The 18956-nt window shown below is 71.2% G+C and carries 19 protein-coding genes; 11 read left to right on the forward strand and 8 right to left on the reverse strand.

The annotated features are described in order from the left end of the window. Window positions 1-109: 109 nt before the first annotated feature. The 3 genes from ACIHIX_RS19665 to ACIHIX_RS19675 all read left to right on the forward strand — a co-directional run bounded on the left by ACIHIX_RS19665 (window position 110) and on the right by ACIHIX_RS19675 (window position 3340). Window positions 110-1012 carry a S1 family peptidase gene (locus tag ACIHIX_RS19665; RefSeq protein ID WP_399957509.1) on the forward strand — a complete coding sequence of 301 codons (903 nt, stop codon included), beginning with the start codon at window positions 110-112 and terminating at the stop codon, window positions 1010-1012. Between the two features lie 154 nt (window positions 1013-1166). Then, a complete protein-coding gene (locus ACIHIX_RS19670) occupies window positions 1167-2024 on the forward strand; it encodes a slipin family protein (protein WP_399958556.1) in 858 nt (285 codons plus the stop codon). Between the two features lie 233 nt (window positions 2025-2257). Continuing rightward, on the forward strand, window positions 2258-3340 hold the full coding sequence (locus ACIHIX_RS19675) for a S1 family peptidase (RefSeq protein WP_399957511.1): 1083 nt from the start codon (window positions 2258-2260) through the stop codon (window positions 3338-3340). 114 nt (window positions 3341-3454) lie between these two features. Here the strand turns inward: ACIHIX_RS19675 and ACIHIX_RS19680 are convergent, their stop codons facing one another. Further along, a complete protein-coding gene (locus tag ACIHIX_RS19680) occupies window positions 3455-4504 on the reverse strand; it encodes a DUF3533 domain-containing protein (protein ID WP_399957514.1) in 1050 nt (349 codons plus the stop codon). 133 nt (window positions 4505-4637) lie between these two features. Between ACIHIX_RS19680 and ACIHIX_RS19685 the strand changes: the two genes are divergently transcribed. Together ACIHIX_RS19685 and ACIHIX_RS19690 are read left to right on the forward strand one after the other, a co-directional pair. After that, window positions 4638-8060, forward strand: a complete 3423-nt coding sequence (locus ACIHIX_RS19685; RefSeq protein WP_399957517.1) for a DNA polymerase III subunit alpha — start codon at window positions 4638-4640, stop codon at window positions 8058-8060. Then, window positions 8057-9025: a DNA polymerase thumb domain-containing protein gene (locus ACIHIX_RS19690; RefSeq protein ID WP_399957519.1), complete on the forward strand. Its 969-nt coding sequence runs from the start codon at window positions 8057-8059 to the stop codon at window positions 9023-9025. Before ACIHIX_RS19685 ends, ACIHIX_RS19690 begins: the two co-directional genes overlap by 4 nt. Before the next feature lie 18 nt (window positions 9026-9043). Here the strand turns inward: ACIHIX_RS19690 and ACIHIX_RS19695 are convergent, their stop codons facing one another. Further along, complete coding sequence (locus tag ACIHIX_RS19695) at window positions 9044-9418, reverse strand: cupin domain-containing protein (RefSeq protein ID WP_399957522.1); 375 nt, start codon at window positions 9416-9418, stop codon at window positions 9044-9046. A 93-nt stretch (window positions 9419-9511) separates the two neighbouring features. On the opposite strand from ACIHIX_RS19695, the gene ACIHIX_RS19700 reads away from it, so the two are divergent. Both ACIHIX_RS19700 and ACIHIX_RS19705 read left to right on the forward strand, forming a co-directional pair. Then, window positions 9512-9955, forward strand: a complete 444-nt coding sequence (locus tag ACIHIX_RS19700; protein WP_399957524.1) for a MarR family winged helix-turn-helix transcriptional regulator — start codon at window positions 9512-9514, stop codon at window positions 9953-9955. Between the two features lie 172 nt (window positions 9956-10127). After that, the gene (locus ACIHIX_RS19705) at window positions 10128-10988 is read left to right on the forward strand and encodes an esterase/lipase family protein (protein WP_399957527.1); all 861 of its coding nucleotides are present in this window, start codon (window positions 10128-10130) and stop codon (window positions 10986-10988) included. Window positions 10989-11040: 52 nt separating this feature from the next. Here the strand turns inward: ACIHIX_RS19705 and ACIHIX_RS19710 are convergent, their stop codons facing one another. After that, a complete protein-coding gene (locus tag ACIHIX_RS19710; RefSeq protein ID WP_399957530.1) occupies window positions 11041-12045 on the reverse strand; it encodes a lytic polysaccharide monooxygenase in 1005 nt (334 codons plus the stop codon). 140 nt (window positions 12046-12185) lie between these two features. On the opposite strand from ACIHIX_RS19710, the gene ACIHIX_RS19715 reads away from it, so the two are divergent. Next, window positions 12186-12647, forward strand: coding sequence for a GNAT family N-acetyltransferase (locus ACIHIX_RS19715; RefSeq protein WP_399957534.1), 462 nt, complete (start codon window positions 12186-12188; stop codon window positions 12645-12647). A gap of 8 nt (window positions 12648-12655) precedes the next feature. Here the strand turns inward: ACIHIX_RS19715 and ACIHIX_RS19720 are convergent, their stop codons facing one another. Continuing rightward, window positions 12656-12790: a hypothetical protein gene (locus ACIHIX_RS19720; RefSeq protein ID WP_020139373.1), complete on the reverse strand. Its 135-nt coding sequence runs from the start codon at window positions 12788-12790 to the stop codon at window positions 12656-12658. A 173-nt stretch (window positions 12791-12963) separates the two neighbouring features. Between ACIHIX_RS19720 and ACIHIX_RS19725 the strand changes: the two genes are divergently transcribed. Continuing rightward, entirely contained in the window at window positions 12964-13587 is a 624-nt protein-coding gene (locus ACIHIX_RS19725; RefSeq protein WP_399957537.1) for a class I SAM-dependent methyltransferase, read from the forward strand. Here the strand turns inward: ACIHIX_RS19725 and ACIHIX_RS19730 are convergent. After that, on the reverse strand, window positions 13584-14087 hold the full coding sequence (locus ACIHIX_RS19730; protein WP_399957540.1) for a DUF402 domain-containing protein: 504 nt from the start codon (window positions 14085-14087) through the stop codon (window positions 13584-13586). The two genes, ACIHIX_RS19725 and ACIHIX_RS19730, sit on opposite strands and share 4 nt — an antisense overlap. After that, entirely contained in the window at window positions 14068-14997 is a 930-nt protein-coding gene (locus ACIHIX_RS19735; protein ID WP_399957543.1) for a GNAT family N-acetyltransferase, read from the reverse strand. Before ACIHIX_RS19735 ends, ACIHIX_RS19730 begins: the two co-directional genes overlap by 20 nt. Before the next feature lie 95 nt (window positions 14998-15092). Here ACIHIX_RS19735 and ACIHIX_RS19740 point away from each other — a divergent pair, with 95 nt between their 5' ends. Beyond that, on the forward strand, window positions 15093-15464 hold the full coding sequence (locus ACIHIX_RS19740; protein WP_399957546.1) for a GntR family transcriptional regulator: 372 nt from the start codon (window positions 15093-15095) through the stop codon (window positions 15462-15464). A gap of 65 nt (window positions 15465-15529) precedes the next feature. Here ACIHIX_RS19740 and ACIHIX_RS19745 read toward each other — a convergent pair whose 3' ends face one another. Together ACIHIX_RS19745 and ACIHIX_RS19750 are read right to left on the reverse strand one after the other, a co-directional pair. Beyond that, complete coding sequence (locus tag ACIHIX_RS19745) at window positions 15530-16252, reverse strand: DUF72 domain-containing protein (protein WP_399957549.1); 723 nt, start codon at window positions 16250-16252, stop codon at window positions 15530-15532. Between the two features lie 16 nt (window positions 16253-16268). Further along, window positions 16269-17363: a DUF5925 domain-containing protein gene (locus ACIHIX_RS19750; protein WP_399957552.1), complete on the reverse strand. Its 1095-nt coding sequence runs from the start codon at window positions 17361-17363 to the stop codon at window positions 16269-16271. Window positions 17364-17521: 158 nt separating this feature from the next. Here ACIHIX_RS19750 and ACIHIX_RS19755 point away from each other — a divergent pair, with 158 nt between their 5' ends. Then, entirely contained in the window at window positions 17522-18943 is a 1422-nt protein-coding gene (locus tag ACIHIX_RS19755; protein ID WP_399957556.1) for a xylan 1,4-beta-xylosidase, read from the forward strand. Window positions 18944-18956: the final 13 nt, after the last annotated feature.

Genomic DNA, 18956 nt, shown 5'->3' on the forward strand with positions numbered 1-18956 from the left:
GCTTGTCAGGGGCACGGCGTGTTCGGAATCCGGACCTCGGGGCCCCTGGCTGCGCCTCACGGGCCCCGACCCCACGCGGGCCCCCGACCTCCCTGGGAGGGAACGAAAAGTGAGGATCAAGCGCACCACCCCCCGCAGCGGCATCACGAGACGGACCCGGCTGATCGCCGTTTCCACCGGACTCGTGGCCGCCGCCGCGATCGCGATCCCCAACGCGAGCGCCTCGGACGTCTCCACGTTCAGCACCGCCCAGCTCAAGAGCGCCAACAACTCGGTGCTCAAGGCCGACATCCCGGGTACCGCCTGGGCGGTCGACAGCAAGACCAACCGGGTCGTCGTCACCGTCGACAGCACGGTCTCCAAGGCGGAGATCGCCAAGATCAAGCGGCAGGCCGGCGCCAACGCCGGTGCGCTGACGATCAAGAAGACCGCGGGCAAGTTCCAGAAGCTGATCTCCGGCGGCGACGCCATCTATGCGAGTAGCTGGCGCTGCTCGCTGGGCTTCAACGTCCAGGACAACAGCGGCAACTACTACTTCCTGACCGCCGGTCACTGCACCGACGGCGCGGGCACCTGGTGGTCGAACTCGTCCCACACGACCACGCTCGGCAGCACCGCGGGCTCCAGCTTCCCGACCAACGACTACGGCATCGTGCGCTACACGAACACCTCGGTCACCAAGTCGGGTGCCGTGGGCAGCCAGGACATCGCCAGTGCCGCCACGCCCTCCGTCGGCACCACGGTGTACCGGCGCGGCTCCACCACGGGCACGCACAGCGGCCGGGTCACCGCGCTGAACGCGACCGTCAACTACGGCAGCGGCGACATCGTCTACGGCATGATCCAGACCACGGTCTGCGCCGAGCCCGGCGACTCCGGCGGCCCGCTGTACGGCGGCAGCGTCGCCTACGGTCTGACCTCCGGCGGCAGCGGCAACTGCACCTCCGGCGGTACGACCTTCTTCCAGCCGGTCACCGAGGCGCTGAGCGCGTACGGAGTCCACGTCTACTAGACACCGGACCCCGGTCGGCAGTGTCACCCGGCGTTCACGAGCCCCCGTACGCGACTCGCGTGCGGGGGCTCCCCCTTGGTCGTACGACGGCGTTACCTTCGTAGTGCAGGCAGTACTCCCTTGTGGACGCCCACGACGGACCCTGGGGGCCGTGATGGTCGAGGAGCTGGTGGCGGCCGGAGTGACGCTCGCGTCCGCCGGGGTGGTGTACGCGATGGCCGCGGCGCGGGTCGTCAAGCAGTACGAACGGGGCGTGGTGTTCCGCCTCGGAAGGCTCCGGCCGGAGGTGCGCGGGCCCGGGTTCACCATGGTCGTCCCGGGGATCGACAAGCTCCGTAAGGTCAACATGCAGATCGTGACCATGCCGGTGCCCGCGCAGGAGGGCATCACCCGGGACAACGTCACGGTGCGGGTCGACGCCGTCGTCTACTTCAAGGTGACCGCGCCGGCCGAGGCGATCGTGCGGGTCGAGGACTACCGGTTCGCCGTCTCGCAGATGGCGCAGACCTCTCTGCGGTCCATCATCGGCAAGAGCGAGCTGGACGATCTGCTCGCCGACCGCGAAAAGCTCAACCAGGGGCTGGAGTTGATGATCGACAGCCCGGCCGTGGAGTGGGGCGTGACGATCGACCGGGTCGAGATCAAGGACGTCTCCCTGCCCGAGACCATGAAGCGCTCCATGGCCCGGCAGGCCGAGGCCGACCGGGAGCGGCGGGCCCGGGTCATCAACGCCGACGCGGAGCTCCAGGCGTCGAAGAAGCTCGCCGAGGCCGCCAAGGAGATGTCCGAACAGCCGGCGGCCCTCCAACTGCGGCTGCTCCAGACGGTGGTGGCGGTGGCGGCAGAGAAGAACTCCACGCTGGTGCTGCCGTTCCCGGTGGAGCTGCTGAGGTTCCTGGAGAAGGCGCAGCAGGGGCATGCCGTGGCGCCGCAATCGGTGCAGGAGCAACGGCCGTCCCCCGCGCCCCGTTTGGATCCAGGCCAAGAAGGGTCGAATTCCGGACAGGACTAGACCTCACGGGTTGGTGAGGGGTTACTCGCTCGTAGTGTTTGCAGTGTGAATTCCCCTGGTCTGACTGTCCGCGGTCAAGGTGAGGGGGGCGTGCAATCGCGTTCTACGCGCGTCCGGAAGTCAACCTTGTGCACTCCCTGTGGGGTTCGGAAGAGTAGGCGCTCGTCAACCAGCCTTCCGGCCCACGAGGTCCCCACAACCGACCGGGCCGACCCCCCACAGGAGGACGCGAGTTGAAGCACCGACGCATACCCAGGCGGCGGGCGATCGCGGCAGGTGCGGGCATCGCCGCACTGGTCGCCGCGGGAGTCACCTTCCAGACTGCGAACGCCAGTGAGCCCGCGAACAGCCCCGGGCCGAAGGTCCTTTCGGCACTCGCGGCCGGAAACCTCGCCTCGACGCTCGACAAGGAACTCGGCACCGACGCGGCGGGAACGTACTACGACGCGAAGAGCAAGGCCCTCGTCGTCAACGTCCTCGACGAGACCGCGGCCTCGCTCGTCGAGGAGGCCGGCGCGAAGGCGCGGGTCGTGGAGAACTCCCTCGCCGAGCTCAGAGGAGCCCGTACGACCCTCAAGGACGACGCGACCATCCCGGGCACGTCCTGGGCGACCGACCCGACCACGAACAAGGTGGTCGTCACCGCCGACCGCACGGTCTCCGACGCCGAGTGGGCCACGCTCACGAAGGTCGTCGACGGGCTCGGGGCGACAGCGGAACTCCAGCGCACGAAGGGGGAGTTCAAGCCCTTCATCGCCGGTGGCGACGCCATCACCGGCGGCAGCGGGCGGTGCTCGCTCGGGTTCAACGTGAGCAAGGGCGGCGAGCCGTACTTCCTGACGGCCGGGCACTGCACGGAGGCGATCACGACCTGGTCGGACTCCAGCGGTACGCAGATCGGTACCAACGAGGTCTCCAGCTTCCCTGACAACGACTTCGGGCTGGTCAAGTACACGGCCGAGGTCGATCACCCGAGCGAGGTGGACCTCTACAACGGGTCCGCGCAGGCGATCACGGGCGCGGCATCGGCGACGGTCGGGATGAAGGTCACGCGGAGCGGGTCGACCACGCAGGTTCATGACGGGACCGTCACCGGGCTGGACGCCACCGTGAACTACGGCAACGGGGACATCGTCAACGGGCTGATCCAGACCGATGTGTGCGCGGAGCCGGGGGACAGTGGCGGGTCGCTGTTCTCGGGGAGCAACGCGATCGGGCTGACGTCGGGGGGCAGCGGTGACTGCACCTCCGGTGGGGAGACGTTCTTCCAGCCGGTGACGGAGGCGTTGTCGGCCACGGGGACTTCTATCGGCTGACCGTGCGCAGTGGTGCGGGTGGTTTGTTCTCCCGCTCGCACCACCCGTACAACTCTCGTCGTCGAGTGCGGGTGGCCCCTGCGGGGGTCGCCCGCCGTCGGCGGCTGCGGGGGTTCACGGTGCCTGGGTCGGCAGGGGTTCGCCCTCGCGCCGTGCGCGGAACACCGACGCCCCCAGCGTGATCGCGATCCCGGCCGCCGCCCAGGCCGACAGGACCAGCAGGGCGCCGGTCGTGTCGTTGCCCTTGAAGTACGCGATCGAGCGGGCCGTCCAGGTGCCCGCGCCCGGCGGCAGTGCCGGGCCGATCGCCTTCCAGAACGGCGGCAGCATCGGCAGCGGGAAGGCGCCGCCCGCGCTCGGGTTGCCGGCGATCACCACGAGCAGGATCGCCAGGCCGATGCCGACCACCCCGAAGACGCCCTGGAGAGCGAGGGTCGCCGCTCCCACCGCGAAGGTGACCAGCGCGCCCAGCCCCCAGAGGGCCATGACGCTTCCCGGCAGCGCGTCCAGGATCGGCCCCACGATCACCGCGCCGCCGAGCCCGCCGACGATCGACACCAGTGCCATCACGACCAGCCGGATCACCGCGCGGCGCGGGTTGGCGGGCCGGGCGCCGGTGCTGATCGCCAGGATCGAGGCGGTCAGATAGCCGCCGACGCACCAGCCGACCACGACATAGAACGACGAGAGGCCGTCGAAGTCGGTGGGGGAGGCCGGGGCCACGTCCACCGTCCGGATGCTCCGCTGCTGGGAGGCCTCCAGGGCGGTGAGGTACTTCTCCAGGGTGGTGGCGAGGACGGTGCCGCCGCCGCTCGCGACCAGGAGCGTGTCCTTCACCCCGGTCGGGTCGATGATCAGCGCCCCGTCGATGTCCCGGTTCATGATCTGCTTCCGGGCCGTCGCCGCGTCGGCCACCGTGCGCGGGTCCAGGGGTGAACCGGGCAGCTGCTCCAACCGGGTCACCGCCTGCTGGGCGGCGGCCTGTGGTGCCACCACACCGAAGGGCACGTCCTTCGGCTTCGGATCGTGCAGGGCCCCCACGTACGAGGCGATGAACAGCAGCTGGAGGGCGAGCACGCCGAGGACGAGCAGCGTGGCCCGTGGCGTGACCGCGTCCTTCACCTCGGCGAGAAAACCGCCGTTCTGGGTGCTGTTCTGTGTCATGTCCCCACAGTCCGAGGTGGGAGGCGTTTCCGCAGGTGGGAGGCGGCCGAACGGTTGTCGTACACGGGTTCGATTTTTGGTCTATGGTGGGGGTGAGGCAGTTGGGAACTGATGTTCGAAAATGGAGGCGCGGGTGTCAGGGTTCACGCATCTGCACACCGTCTCCGGGTTCTCCCTGCGCTACGGCGCCTCCCACCCGGAGCGGCTCGCCGAGCGTGCCGCCGAGCGGGGCATGGATGCCCTCGCCCTCACCGACCGCGACACCCTCGCGGGCACGGTCCGCTTCGCCAAGGCCTGCGCCAAGGAGGGGGTGCGGCCGCTGTTCGGCGCCGAACTGGCCGTCGAGGAGTACGAGCCGGTACGACAGGAGCGGCGCCGTGCCCCCGTCCGTGGCGGCGCCTTCATCGACGAGTCGACACCCCGCGTCACCTTCCTCGCCCGGGACGGCGCCCGCGGCTGGGCCGACCTGTGCCGGCTGGTGACCACCGCCCACACCGCCGCCGACACCCCCCTGCTGCCCTGGACCGAGAACCACGGCGACGGCCTGACCGTCCTGCTCGGCCCCGACTCCGACGTCGGCCGCGCCCTCGCCGCCGGACGCCCCGACCGGGCGGCCCGGCTGCTCGCCCCCTGGCGGGAGCGGTACGGCGACGCCCTGCGTCTGGAGGCCGTCTGGCACGGCCGCAAGGGAACCGGCCCCGGCTCCCTGCGCCTCGCCGCCCGCACCGTCGGCTTCGCCGCCGAGCAGCGCGTACGTCCCGTGCTCGGCAACGCCGTCCGGTACGCCGACCCCGGCCAGGGCCCGGTCGCCGACGTCCTGGACGCCGCCCGCCGGCTCGTCCCCGTGGGTGCGGGCAAGGAGCTGGACTCCGGCGAGGCCTGGCTCAAGGACGCGTCCGCCATGCTGGCGGCGGCCGAGCGGATCGTGGAGGCCGCGGGCTTCAGGCGCGACACCGCGCACCGGCTCCTGGAGCAGACGCGGGCGACGGCCGCCGAGTGCCTGGTCGACCCCGAGGACGACCTCGGCATCGGCACCGTCCACTTCCCCGAGCCGCACCTCGTCGGCGCGGGCCGCCGCACCGCCCAGCGCACCCTCGCCTCCCGGGCGGCGGCCGGGATGGTGCGGAAGGGCTACGCCGGCCGGTACGCCTACTGGGAGCGGATGCACCAGGAGCTGGACATCATCGCCCACCACGGCTTCGCCTCCTACTTCCTGACGGTCGCTCAAGTGGTGGACGACGTGAAGGAGATGGGTATCCGGGTGGCCGCGCGCGGCTCCGGTGCGGGGTCGCTGGTGAACCACCTCCTGGGCATCGCCCACGCCGACCCGGTCGAGCACGGGCTGCTGATGGAGCGGTTCCTGTCCAAACGGCGGCTCGTGCTGCCCGACATCGACATCGACGTGGAGTCCGCGCGCCGCCTGGAGGTCTACCGGGCGATCATCGGCCGGTTCGGCACCGAGCGGGTCGCGACGGTCGCGATGCCGGAGACGTACCGGGTGCGGCATGCGGTCCGGGACGTGGGTGCGGCCCTGTCCATGGACCCCGCCGACATCGACCGCATCGCCAAGTCCTTCCCGCACATCCGGGCCCGCGACGCCCGCGCCGCGCTGGAGGAGCTGCCCGAACTGCGGGCCCTGGCCGGGGAGCTTCAGCGGGAAGGGGAGAAGTACGGGCGGCTGTGGGAGCTGGTCGAGGCCCTCGACGCCCTCCCGCGCGGCGTCGCCATGCACCCGTGCGGGGTGCTCCTGTCCGACGCCTCCCTGCTGAGTCGTACGCCGGTCATGCCGACCAGCGGCGAGGGCTTTCCCATGTCGCAGTTCGACAAGGACGACGTCGAGGACCTCGGGCTGCTCAAGCTCGACGTGCTCGGTGTGCGGATGCAGTCCGCGATGGCGCACGCGGTCGCGGAGGTGGCGCGGGCGACGGGGGCGGAGGTCGACATCGACGCGATCGCTCCCGGTGACCCGGCGACGTACCGACTCATCCGGTCCGCCGAGACGTTGGGCTGCTTCCAGATCGAGTCGCCGGGTCAGCGGGACCTGGTAGGCAGGCTCCAGCCGGCCACCTTCCATGACCTCGTCGTCGACATCTCCCTCTTCCGGCCGGGGCCGGTCGCCGCCGACATGGTGCGGCCGTTCATCGAGGCGCGGCACGGGCGGGCGCCCGTCAGGTATCCGCACCCGGATCTGGCCGAACCGCTGAAGGGGACGTACGGGGTCGTCGTCTTCCACGAGCAGATCATCGACATCGTCGACATCATGACCGGCTGCGGACGCGGCGAGGCGGACCAGGTGCGGCGCGGGCTGTCCGACCCGGAGTCGCAGGGGCGGATCAGGTTCTGGTTCGCGCAGCACGCGGCGGCCCGGGGCTATGACGCGGAAACGATTCAGCGGACCTGGGAGATCATCGAGGCCTTCGGCTCGTACGGCTTCTGCAAGGCGCACGCGGTCGCCTTCGCCGTACCGACGTATCAGTCGGCGTGGCTGAAGGCGCACCACCCGGCGGCCTTCTATGCCGGGCTGCTCACCCACGACCCCGGGATGTATCCGAAGCGGCTGCTGCTGGCGGACGCGCGGCGGCGCGGGGTGCCGATCCTGCCGTTGGACGTGAACCGGTCGGCGGTCGCCCACCGTATCGAACTGGTGTCTGATTCTGGGGTGTGGGGGCTGCGGCTGGCGCTCTCCGACGTGCACGGCATCAGTGAGGCCGAGGCGGCACGGATCGCGGAAGGGCAGCCGTACGCCTCGCTGCTCGACTTCTGGGAGCGGGCGCGACCCAGCAGGCCCCTCGCCCAACGGCTGGCGCAGGTCGGCGCCTTGGACGCCTTCGGTGCCAACCGCCGTGATCTGCAACTGCACTTGACCGAGCTGCACCGGGGCGCGCGAGGTGGAGGTGGCGGCCAACTCCCGCTGGCCGGCGGGCGGAAGACCGCGTCCGCCGGGCTGCCCGACCTCTCCTCCGCCGAGAGGCTCAGCGCCGAGCTGGGTGTCCTGTCCATGGACGCCTCGCGCAACCTCATGGACGACCACCGGGAGTTCCTGGGCGAGCTGGGCGTGACCGACGCGCGTCGGCTGCGGGAGGCGCGGCACGGGGAGACCGTCCTCGTCGCCGGCGCCAAGGCGGCCACCCAGACCCCGCCGATCCGGTCCGGCAAGCGGGTCATCTTCTCCACCCTGGACGACGGCACCGGCCTGGTCGACCTCGCCTTCTTCGACGACTCCCACGACGCCTGCGCCCACACCGTCTTCCACTCCTGGCTGCTGCTGGTGCGCGGCACGGTGCAGCGGCGCGGGCCGCGCAGCCTCAGCGTGGTGGGCACCGCCGCCTGGAACCTCGCCGAACTCGTCGAACTCCGCGCCGAGCAGGGCCTGGACGCGGTGGCGGCCCGCCTGGCGGAGCCGGTGCCGGAAGCCGGCGGGGATTCCACCGGCGGCCGACGCATCCATATGCCGACGGGATACGAACTGCATCCGTGGGCCGATCTGCGGCCTGCGGGTCAAGAGCCTTCACAGGTAAGGAAGTTGTGGCACCAGAGTCCGGGGAGTGCGGGATGACCATCCTCTGCGTACGTTTCCAGCTGCCGCCGGCGCACGAGGCGGCCCTGCCGGGGCTGCTCGGCCTGCTCGAGGACTTCACGCCCGTCGTGGAGGCGCTGCCACCGGACGGGGCGCTCGCCGATCTGCGGGGCGCCGAACGGTACTTCGGGCGCGACGCCGTCGAACTGGCCTCGGTCATCCGGGTCCGCGCCCTCGCCCATCACGGCGTCGACTGCGTGATCGGCGCCGGTCCCGGCCCGATGCTGGCCCGCATGGCGCTGCGGGACGCCCGGCCCGGGGTGACCCGCGCGGTGGCCGAAGGGGAGGTGGCCGACTTCCTCGCCGGGAAGCCGGTGGCCGCGCTCCCCGGCGTCGGCACGGCCACCGCCCGCACCCTGTGCGAGTACGGCCTCGACACCCTCGGCCGGGTCGCCGCCGCCCCCCTGTCCACCCTCCAGCGCCTGGTCGGCGCGAAGGCGGGCCGCGAACTGCACGAGAAGGCGGGCGGCGTCGACCGCGGCCGGGTCGTGCCGAACGGCGTCTCCCGCTCCCTGGCCACCGAACGGCCCTTCACCCGAGACGAGTTGGACCCCGACCGGCACCGCCGCGCCCTGCTGGCCGCCGCCGGTGAACTGGGCGCCCGGCTCCGCGCCGTCGACAAGGTCTGCGGCACCCTGACCCTCACCGTGCGCTACGCCGACCGCTCCTCCACGACCCGCACCCGCACCCTGAAGGAGCCCACCGCCCACTCGGCCGCGCTGACGAGGACGGCCTACGAGATGTACGAGGCGCTCGGTCTCCAGCGCGCCCGGGTCCGCGCCCTCGCCCTGCGCGCCGAAGCCCTCGGCCCCGCCGAACAGGCCTCCCACCAGCTCACCTTCGACCCGGTCGACGAGAAGCTCCGCCGCATCGAGGAGGTCGCGGACCGGGCGCGGGCCAAGTTCGGGCCGCACGCGGTGATGCCGGGGACGCTGGCGGCGTGACGCCCCTCGCGGAGGCGGTCAGTTGGCCCAGGGCGGGGTGATGACCGAGCCGTCGGCCATCGTCGCCGACAGACCGATGGACGTGGTGACCCAGGTGACGGCGGTGTCGTCGGTCGGGTTCTCCACGCTCAGCGTCGCGCCGGGGTTGACGATCACCGTGTCACCCGGGGTGACCCGGTGGGTGTCGCCGTCGAGGGTGATCAGGAGCTCGCCGGCGAGGAGGTGGAGGATCTCCTCGCGGTTCACCGTGTGCGCGGGCGCCTTGGTCCCCGCCGGGATCTCGCCGCGCCAGGCGCACAGCTCCTTGCTGCCGGTGAGGGGAGTGGCGTACGAGACGAAACGGGCGCCGTGGATCTCATGGGTGACGGCTTCGGACGGGTGGATGACAGGCATGGGTACCCCCGGAGTAGATGGTCAAGCAGCTTGACTATGTGTTCCTATGGTCAAGCCGCTTGACCATTTCGTCAAGGGTGTTTCAATGCACCCGTGCAGAACTCCGAAGCCCTCGCCCTGACCGCCGTCCTGCTCGCCGCCGCGGGTGATCTGACGCAGCGCATCAATGACGGTGTCGTCGCGCGCGGGTTCGACGCGCGGCCCGCCTACGGGTTCGCGTTCACCCGGCTCTCGGCCGGCGGCGCCACGGCAACCGAGCTCGCCGCACACCTCGGGGTGACCAAGCAGGCCGCCAGCCAGCTCGTCGACGACCTGGTGCGCAAGGGGTATGCGGAGCGGCGGGCGCATCCCGGGGACGCGCGGGCCCGGCTCGTCGTGCTGACCGAGCGGGGCTGGGCGTGCACGCGGGCCGCCGAGGAGGCCGCCGCGGACGCGGTCCGGCCGTGGGTCGAACTGCTCGGTGAGGGTGAAGTGCGGGCGTTGCGTGATCAATTGGCGCGCATCGCGCCCTATGGTCCGATCAGGCCCACCTGGTGATGGTTCCTCTGCAGTCCCGCTCGTCTCCGGCTAGCGCTGGAAGTTTTTACTGGCGCGTAACTTCACAACTGCACTACCCGTCCGTAACTTGACGAGTGAACAGCATCCTCGTGATCCGGATCACAGGGCGTAAGGCCATCGCAACTCCCTTGAGCCGCAAGGAGATCACTCGATGCTGCCCTGGAAACGACTGCTCAGACCCCTGATCGCGCTGCTGCTGACCGCCGCGGTCGCCGTCGTCCCCGCCACCGCCGCCCACGCCGCCGACGCCCCCCACTCCGGCTGGAACGACTTCTCCTGCAAGCCCTCCACCACCCACCCCCGCCCCGTCGTCCTGGTGCACGGCACCCTCGGCAACTCCGTCGACAACTGGCTCGGCCTCGCGCCCTACCTGGAGAACCGCGACTACTGCGTCTACTCCCTCGACTACGGCCAACTCCCCGGCGTCCCCGTCTTCAACGGTCTCGGCCCCGTCGACAAGTCGGCCGAGCAGCTCTCCGCCTTCGTCGACAAGGTCCTCGCCGCGACCGGCGCCGCGAAGACCGACGTCGTCGGCCACTCGCAGGGCGGCATGATGCCCCGCTACTACCTCAAGTTCCTCGGCGGAGCCGCCAAGGTGAACGCCCTCGTCGGCATCGCGCCCAGCAACCACGGCACCACCCTCAACGGCCTCACCCACCTGCTGCCGTACTTCCCCGGCGCCGCCGACCTGCTGTCCGCCAACACCCCCGCCCTCGCCGACCAGGTCGCCGGCTCCCCCCTCCTCACCAAGCTCAACGAGGGCGGCGACACCGTCCCCGGCGTCACGTACACGGTCCTCGCCACCAAGTACGACGAGGTCGTCACCCCGTACCGGAGCCAGTTCCTCAACGGCACCGGCGTCCGCAACGTCGTCCTCCAGGACCTGTGCCCGCTCGACCTCTCCGAGCACGTGGCGATCGGCCTGTTCAGCCTGATCGCCTTCCACGAGGTCGCCAACTCCCTCGACCCGGCCCACGCCACACCGACGACCTGCGCCTCGGTCCTCGGATGACACACCGGGGTCTGTCCGACCTGAGCCGCCGGACAGACCCCGCCCCCCGTGGCTAGCGCCTGCCGCTCACCGCGCGCCGCCGCACCGACCCGAAGAGGATCGCCGCGCCGGCCGCCAGGACGGCCGCGCCGCCCATCGCGACGTACGCCGTGCTGCTGTCGCCGCCTGTCTCGGCGAGATCCTGAGTGGCACCGGCCGCCTTCACATCGGTGACCGGGGTCGACTCCGCGGCCGTGGTCGGCTCTGCCGAGGTGGACGCGTCCTGGTCGCCGTGCCCGCCGTGCTCGACCGTCGACTTGTCCGCGCCCTCCTCGATCTGCTCCTCGGACGGGGCGGAGGCGCTGGGAGCGGGCGACTCGGTGCTTCCCGAACCCGAACCCGAACCCGAACCCGAACCCGAATCCGAACCGGCGCCGGCGCCGCCGCCGTACGTCACGTCCGAGCAGGAGTAGAACGCCTCCGGGCTGTCCGAGCGCTGCCAGACCGCGTACAGCAACTGGGCGCCGGAGCGCTCGGGGAGGGTGCCGGAGAAGGTGTAGTAGCCGTTCGCCGCGACCGGGTCGGTGGCCGTCGCCACCGGGTGGGCCAGGTCCAGGTCGTCCCAGGCGAGCGGCTGCGTCGGGTCGTAGCCCTGCTGGGTGACGTACACCTTGAAGGTGCCCTTGTGCGGGGCCGTCACGCGGTACTTGAAGGTGTACGACCCGCTGCTCACGCTCGTCGCCGGCCAGTCGGCGCGGGCCAGGTCGAGGCCCTTGAACTCGTCGGCGTTCGCGCTGCACAGCTTGCCGTCCGGGATGAGGGCCTGGTGCTGTCCGTTCGCGTCGCCGATGCGGACGCCGTTCCAGTCGTAGAGCGCCTGGGTGCCGCCCGCCGCGACCGCGGCCTTGCAGGCGTCCGACTTCGGGCTCTCGGGGCCCTCCGCGTAGCACTGGGCGACCCGGCTCACCGGATCGCCGAGCGTGCCGTGCGCCGACGCGGGCGCCGCGGCGAGCGCGGTGAGGGCGAGCGGGGTCAGGCCGAGCGCGGCGACGATGGCGGCCGTGCGGCGTGCGGGCATGGCGGGACTCCTCGGAAGCGGTACTGACGGGTGCCGGATCCAAGAAACCGTGAAATCCCGAGCTTGTGGCGGTCGGGAACGATCTTTATGGCCCTCTTAAGGGACTGCTGAGACTGAGATCAGGTAGGTAGCGTGCGCGCATGACCAACGAGGACATACGGCTCGCCGGCCCGGCCGACGTGGCGCGCGTGAAAGCCGTCACCGACGCCGCCTACCACCACTACATCGAACGCATCGGCGTGGTGCCGCAGCCCATGGAACGGGACCACGCGGCGGCCGTGGCCGCGGGACAGGTGTTCGTCACGGGCGATCCCGTCATCGGCCCGGTGGTCGGCCTCGTGGTGATCGAGGAGCGCGCGGACCATCTCTTCCTCGACAACATCGCCGTCCACCCCGACGCCCAGGGAACGGGCGTGGGAGGACGGCTGTTGCGGTTCGTGGACGCACACGCGCGTGCGCTGGGGCTCACCGAGGTGAGGCTCTACACGAACGCGCTGATGTGGGAGAACCAGAAGATCTATCCGAAGTACGGCTACGAGGTCGTGGAACGGAAGGTGGACGGGCCCTATGACCGCGTCCACTACCGCAAGCTGCTGGGCTGAGCCCGCCGTCAGCCATCCGGCCACCAGGTGCGCGCGATGTCCTTTCGCACCTCCGGGCGTCCTGCGGGGCGCTCCTCGGCCTCCTCGCGGATCCGACGGGCGTCCGTCCTCTTCAGGGGCTTCTGCACGGTTGTACGGCGCATGGCTGCCTCCTTCAAGGCCTACCGAGTTCCGCGTTCTCACGGAGGTAGACCCTTTCGGGGAGAGTTACTCATCGACGGCGATCTGTCAGTGGCGGTCATCACGATTTCGACTGACTTTCGAGCCGGGTTCCAGGGCCGTCTGATTGTCAGTGGCGGGTGCCAGTCTGGTGACCATGACCGATCACAGTGGATTCGAAGCCGACGCGGGTACGGATGGGTTGGATTGGAACGCGCAGGCCGCCTCCTTCGACGAGGAGCCGGACCACGGCCTGCGCGACCCGCGGGTGCGGGACGCCTGGGCCGAGCGGCTGCGCTCCTGGCTGCCCGGCCGGTCCTGTGACGTACTCGACCTCGGCTGCGGCACCGGCAGCCTGTCGCTCCTCGCGGCCGAACAGGGACACCACGTGACCGGCGTCGACAGCGCCCCGGCGATGGTGGACCTCGCCCGCGCGAAACTCGCCGGACGTGACGCCGCGTTCCTGGTCGGTGACGCGGCGGTACCGCCGGTGGGGGAGCAGCGCTTCGACGTCGTCCTCGTCCGGCACGTGCTGTGGGCGCTCCCCGACCCCGGCCGCGCCCTGCGCCACTGGCGCGAGCTGCTGCGCCCAGGAGGCCGACTGGTCCTCGTCGAGGGCGTCTGGGGGGCGGTCAGCCCGGTCGGCATACCCGCCGCCCGCCTCACCGCCCTCGTCGCACCGCTCGCCGGGCAGGTGCGCGTGGAGCGGCTGTCCGACGATCCGGTGCTGTGGGGGAGGGCGGTGGAGGACGAGCGGTATGCCGTGGTGGCGGCTCTTTAGGCCAGGAGCGCCGCGATGCCGCCGTCGGCCCGGGCGTGCACCTCCAGCTCGTCGAGAGCCGTGACGGCGCGGGCCGCCGCCTCGGGGTCCCGCTCCGCCAGACCGCTCTCGGCGAACTCGTCCTCGTCCAGGCGCAGTACGTCGGTGCCGTCGGCGGAGCGCCACAGGTCGAGGTCGAGATCCTCCACGACCAGCTCGGCGCCGTCGAGCACGGCCGGGCGGGTCACGTCGCAGTACCAGCCCTTGAGCGTGCCGTCGCCGGCGCGGACCTCCTTCACCGCGTACCAGCGGTCCCGCCAGTAGTGCTCCGTGAACACGTCCCCGGGCTCGAAGCGGACGAAGCCGAAGTCACGGACGCCCTCGCCCGCCCAGGGCGCGCGGACGGTGACGTGGTTGCCGTCGTCCCGCAGCAGCTCGCTCCGGTAACGGATCTTCGTACGGCCGGCCTTGACCAGGACGACCTCCAACTCACCTGTCTGTTCAGCCGAGTTCACGGACATATCGAACCTCCGTCGCTGCCGTGCGGTATCCGAACCACTGGTTGATCGCGATCATCGGGCCGTTGCCGGCGTCGTTGCCGGTCACGGCCTCCGTGAAACCGGCCGCGCGAGCGCGGTGCAGGGAGTCGTTCTTGGCGAGCTTGGCCAGGCCCTTGCCGCGGTGGGCACGGGCCGTGCCGGTCATCACGGTGCCGTAGCGGGTGCGTCCGTCGGTGCGGGCCAGACTGAAGGCGGCGAGTTGGCCGTCGACGACGGCGACCGAGGTCAGCTCGTGGTTCACCAGCGGGTGGTGCCAGGTCTCCCGCAGCCAGGCCTCGTAATCCGTGAACGCGTTGTCGACATCGCTGGGTTCGTCCGCCACCGTGGCCGCGTCCAGCTCGAACAGCGGGCGCGGATCGGCCTCGAAGTCGGTGCCCGTGCGCAGTTCGACGCCGGGCGGCGGAGTCGCCGGCGGGGGCAGTGTGCCGCCCGCGAGGTCCAGGTGGAGGAAGTGCGCGGAGCGGCTCGCGCGGTAGCCGCGGCGTTCGGCGAAGGCGCGGTTGGCCGGCTCGTCCAGCACCCACGTGTACAGCTTGCTCGCGCCGAGCCCGGCGAGATGCTCCTCGGCGGCGCTCACCAGCAGCGTGCCCGCGCCGCGGCCGGTCCGCTCCGGGTGCACGTACACATTGACGTAGCCCTGGCCGGGCTCCGGGCTGTCGTACACGAGACCCACCTGGGCCGTGCCGATCACCTCGCCGTCCGCCTCCGCGACGAGGGGGCGGTAGTGGGCGTCGGGATGCATGTGGGTGAGGTCGTAGGCGAGGGAGTCCGGGGAGTACAGCATGAACGGGAGGGCCAGGTCGCGTACCCGGACGTAGGCCTCCAGGTCGGCTCGGGCGTCGGCGCGCAGCTGGCGCACGGTCACAGTCATGTGAGCGGACGCTACGGGGGAGGCGCGCCGGGCTGCCTCCCATTTTCCGGCGGGCTTCCAGCGGGGTGGCGGGCCGGTGCGGGAGAATCGGGGGCGTGACCTTGAAGATCGACATCGACGACAGCGCGCCGCCGTACGAGCAGGTGCGGACGCAGATCTCCGAGCAGGCGCGGTCGGGGGTGCTGCCGGTCGGGTACCGGCTGCCCACGGTGCGGGGACTGGCGGAGTCGCTGGGGCTCGCGGCGAACACCGTCGCCAAGGCGTACCGGGCGCTGGAGGGCGACGGGGTGATCGAGACGCGGGGGCGCAACGGCACGTTCGTGGCGGCGGCGGGCTCCGCCGCGGAACGGGAACTGGCGTCGGCGGCCCAGGCGTACGTCGAGCGGGCCCGGCGACTGGGAGCGGACCGGGAGACCGCGCTGGCCGCGGTGCGGGACGCGTTGCGGGCGGGATACGGGGAGCGCTGAGGGGGATTCGGCACCGCCGGGACACGCCGCCGCGGCTGTCCGCCGCTGCCACGGAAAGCCGAGGATCACCGGACCAGGGCTTCGAAGGTCCGCGCGTTCTCCACCGCCGCCGCGTTCGGGTCGTTGTTGAAGTACGCGTACACGTCGTCCTCGGCCGACCAGGTGTCCTTGAGGCGGGCCGCCCAGGTCTCCAGTGACCGCCTGCCGTAGCGCGGCCAGTCCTTCGCCCGGCCCTCGTGGAAGCGGACGTATCCCCAGTCCGTGGTGCGCCACAGCGGCGTGACCGGGCGGGCGCGGACGTCGGCCCAGCACAGGGCTGCGGAGCGGGACCCCAGGACCTCGCGGATCTCCGGCGTCCACCAGGACGCGTGCCGGGGTTCGACGGCCACCCGCGTCCCCGGAGGGAAACAGGCGAGGCAGGCGTCCAGGAGTGCCGCGTCGGCCTTCAGGGTCGGCGGGAGCTGGAGGAGGACCGGACCCAGCCGGGCGCCCAGGCCCTCGGCGTGGGTCATCAGACGGCGGACCGGCTCCTCGGGGTCCTTCAGCCGCTTGATGTGGGTGAGGTACCGGCTCGCCTTCACCGCGACCACGAAGTCCGCCGGCACCCGCTCCCGCCACGCCTCGAAGTTCTCCCGGGACGGCAGCCGGTAGAAGGCGTTGTTGATCTCCACCGTGGAGAAATGGGCGGCGTACTCCTCCAGCCAGAGCCGCGTCGGGCAGCCGGCCGGATAGAAGGCGCCGCGCCAGTCCTTGTACTGCCAGCCCGACGTACCGACGTACCGGGTCACACCTCCATGGAACCACTCACAGGTACAACCCCGCGTCCACCCCGTCCCGCGGCTCCGGCAGCGCGGTCGGGGACGTGCCCCGGCGCAGCGCGTACAGCTCCGCGAGGGTGGAGCCCTCGCGGCCGACCCCCTCCTCCGTGCCCAGCCAGCCCACCGCCTCGCTGCGGGTCAGACGGCCCACCTCGATACGGGCCAGACAGCGGCCGGGACGGACCACCGCCGGGTGGAGGCGCTCCAGGTCCTCGTTGGTCGTGACACCCACCAGGACGTTGCGCCCCTGGCCCAGCAGGCCGTCGGTGAGGTTCAGCAGCCGCGACAGCGCCTGGCCCGCCGTGTGCTTGGCCTCGCCGCGGATCAGTTCGTCGCAGTCCTCCAGGAGCAGCAGCCGCCAGCGGCCCTTGCCCGACGAGTCGTCCTCGCCGATCGCGATGTCCATCAGATAGCCGACGTCGGAGAAGAGCCGCTCGGGGTCGAGCACGCAGTCCACCTGGCACCAGTCCCGCCACGAGCGGGCCAGCGTGCGCAGCGCCGAGGTCTTGCCGGTGCCCGGCGGGCCGTGCAGAAGGAGCAGCCGGCCCGCGATGTCCTCCGGCGTCGTCTTCATCAGGCGGGTCATCGCGTCCGCGACCGGTGCCGTGTAGTTGGCCCGGACCTCCTCCCAGGTGCCCGCGGAGATCTGCCGGGTGGTGCGGTGCGGGCCGCGCCGCGGGGAGACGTACCAGAACCCCATCGTCACGTTCTCCGGCTGGGGTTCGGGCTCGTCGGCCGCGCCGTCCGTGGCCTCGCCGAGCACCTTCTCGGCCAGTTCGGCGCTGGTCGCCGTGACGGTGACGTCGGCGCCGCGGCTCCAGCGGGAGACCAGCAGGGTCCAGCCGTCGCCCTCCGCGAGCGTCGCGCTGCGGTCGTCGTCGCGGGCGATGCGCAACACCCGGGCGCCGTCCGGCAGCAGGGACGCCCCGGACCGGACACGGTCGATGTTGGCCGCGTGCGAGTACGGCTGCTCGCCCGTCGCGAAGCGGCCGAGGAACAGCGCGTCGACGACATCGGACGGTGAGTCGCTGTCGTCGACGTTGAGCCGGATCGGCAGAGCGTCGTATGGGTTCGCAGACATGCGGCCATGATCCGACACGGGGACGCCGATCGCACCCGGTTTCCGTAGTGCGTCCGGAGTGTCGGATGGGACCTTTTACGGCCGCTCCGTCCTGTTACAAGGCTGTGCATCTTCAAGACCTGCCCCAGGCGTGCTTCCCGCGTCTACTGTTGCCCTTGATGGGACGTCATGGGTGGAATTCGGGGGCACTGCGGTGGCGGCTCACCGCACTGCTCGGTGTGGGTGCGGCGGCTCTGGCGCTGGTCGTGACCCTCCTCAACACGCTGCCCGGTGACGGGGCGAGCACCGACGGCACCACGAGCAACGGCAGCAGGGCGCACGGCACCCCCACCAGCACACCGGACGCCCGGACCCCGGACGTCGGCTGGGGCTTCACCCACACCCAGTACAGCGCCGACGAGGGCAGCTCCACCGCCGTCGAGCGGGTCGAGGGGCGGATCGCCGACGTCGGCGGGCTGCCGCAGAACCAGCACCTCATGGGCTGGGGCGCCGACAACCCGGAGCCGGTCGAGGGGCGTTACGACTTCGAGGACATGGACCGGCGCATCGACTTCATTCGCGCCTCCGGCTCCACCCCGGTCGTCACCCTGTGCTGCGCCCCGGACTGGATGAAGGGCGGCGAGCCGGGCGTCGGCAACACCGACTGGAGCCAGTCCGCGCTGGAGACCGCCCCGGAGCCCGCGCACTTCAAGGACTTCGCCGCGCTCGCCGCGACGGTCGCCAAGCGCTATCCGGACGTCCGCCACTTCATCGTCTGGAACGAGTTCAAGGGCTTCTGGAACAACTCCGAGGCCCGCTGGGACTACGAGGGCTACACGAAGCTCTACAACCTCGTCTACCAGGCGCTGAAGAAGGTCAACCCGGACATCATGGTCGGCGGTCCGTATCTCGTGATGGACAGCGTCGATCCCCGCTCGGGGGACGCGTCCAAGACCTTCAAGGGGCCCTGGGGCGCCATGGACCAGCGGATCCTCGACGCCTTCGACTACTGGAACAGGAACAAGGCCGGCGCCGACTTCGTGGTCGTGGACGGCTCCAGCTACACCAACGACGACGAGCTGCTGCCCGACGAGTTCGCGGCGACCGACAAGTTCACCGCCGTCAGCCGGTGGGTGCGGCAGCAGACCGGCGACCTGCCGCTGTGGTGGGCCGAGTACTACGTCGAGCCCGCCGACGCCCAGGACGAGCGGGAGGGCTGGTCCGAGAGCCGCAGGGTCGCCGTCCAGGCCGCCGGCATGATCGCCCTCGCCAAGGGCGGCACCACCTCCGCGCTCTACTGGAACCCGGAGAACGAGAAGGGCACCGACTGCGCGGGCTGTCTGTGGACGCCGACCGGCGGGAAGGACGGCGGGCAGAAGCTGCCCATGTTCGACCTGGTCAGCCGGTTCAGCAAGGCGTTCGGCCCCGGCACCGCCTACACGACGGTGTCCGTCGCCGCCGACGACGTGCCCAACGTGCGCGTCCTCGCCACGGACAAGACCGTCCTGGTGGTCAACACCCTGGACCGGCAGATCAGCGCGAAGATCGACGGGAAGACCTTCGACATGGCGGCGTACGAGGTCAAGTGGCTCACCCGGTGAGCCGGATGAGCCA

Origin of the sequence: Streptomyces sp. NPDC051913 (genome assembly GCF_044593635.1) — a bacterium.
In the GTDB taxonomy this organism is placed as follows: Bacteria; Actinomycetota; Actinomycetes; order Streptomycetales; family Streptomycetaceae; genus Streptomyces.

Bases quoted from the DNA above. Each gene is read 5' to 3' on its own strand.
- ACIHIX_RS19670 (WP_399958556.1), top strand. From the start codon at position 1,167: ATGGTCGAGGAGCTGGTGGCGGCCGGAGTGACGCTCGCGTCCGCCGGG.
- ACIHIX_RS19680 (WP_399957514.1), bottom strand. From the start codon at position 4,504: ATGACACAGAACAGCACCCAGAACGGCGGTTTTCTCGCCGAGGTGAAG.
- ACIHIX_RS19690 (WP_399957519.1), top strand. From the start codon at position 8,057: ATGACCATCCTCTGCGTACGTTTCCAGCTGCCGCCGGCGCACGAGGCG.
- ACIHIX_RS19695 (WP_399957522.1), bottom strand. From the start codon at position 9,418: ATGCCTGTCATCCACCCGTCCGAAGCCGTCACCCATGAGATCCACGGC.
- ACIHIX_RS19705 (WP_399957527.1), top strand. From the start codon at position 10,128: ATGCTGCCCTGGAAACGACTGCTCAGACCCCTGATCGCGCTGCTGCTG.
- ACIHIX_RS19710 (WP_399957530.1), bottom strand. From the start codon at position 12,045: ATGCCCGCACGCCGCACGGCCGCCATCGTCGCCGCGCTCGGCCTGACC.
- ACIHIX_RS19715 (WP_399957534.1), top strand. From the start codon at position 12,186: ATGACCAACGAGGACATACGGCTCGCCGGCCCGGCCGACGTGGCGCGC.
- ACIHIX_RS19720 (WP_020139373.1), bottom strand. From the start codon at position 12,790: ATGCGCCGTACAACCGTGCAGAAGCCCCTGAAGAGGACGGACGCCCGT.
- ACIHIX_RS19725 (WP_399957537.1), top strand. From the start codon at position 12,964: ATGACCGATCACAGTGGATTCGAAGCCGACGCGGGTACGGATGGGTTG.
- ACIHIX_RS19730 (WP_399957540.1), bottom strand. From the start codon at position 14,087: ATGTCCGTGAACTCGGCTGAACAGACAGGTGAGTTGGAGGTCGTCCTG.
- ACIHIX_RS19735 (WP_399957543.1), bottom strand. From the start codon at position 14,997: ATGACTGTGACCGTGCGCCAGCTGCGCGCCGACGCCCGAGCCGACCTG.
- ACIHIX_RS19750 (WP_399957552.1), bottom strand. From the start codon at position 17,363: ATGTCTGCGAACCCATACGACGCTCTGCCGATCCGGCTCAACGTCGAC.
- ACIHIX_RS19755 (WP_399957556.1), top strand. From the start codon at position 17,522: ATGGGACGTCATGGGTGGAATTCGGGGGCACTGCGGTGGCGGCTCACC.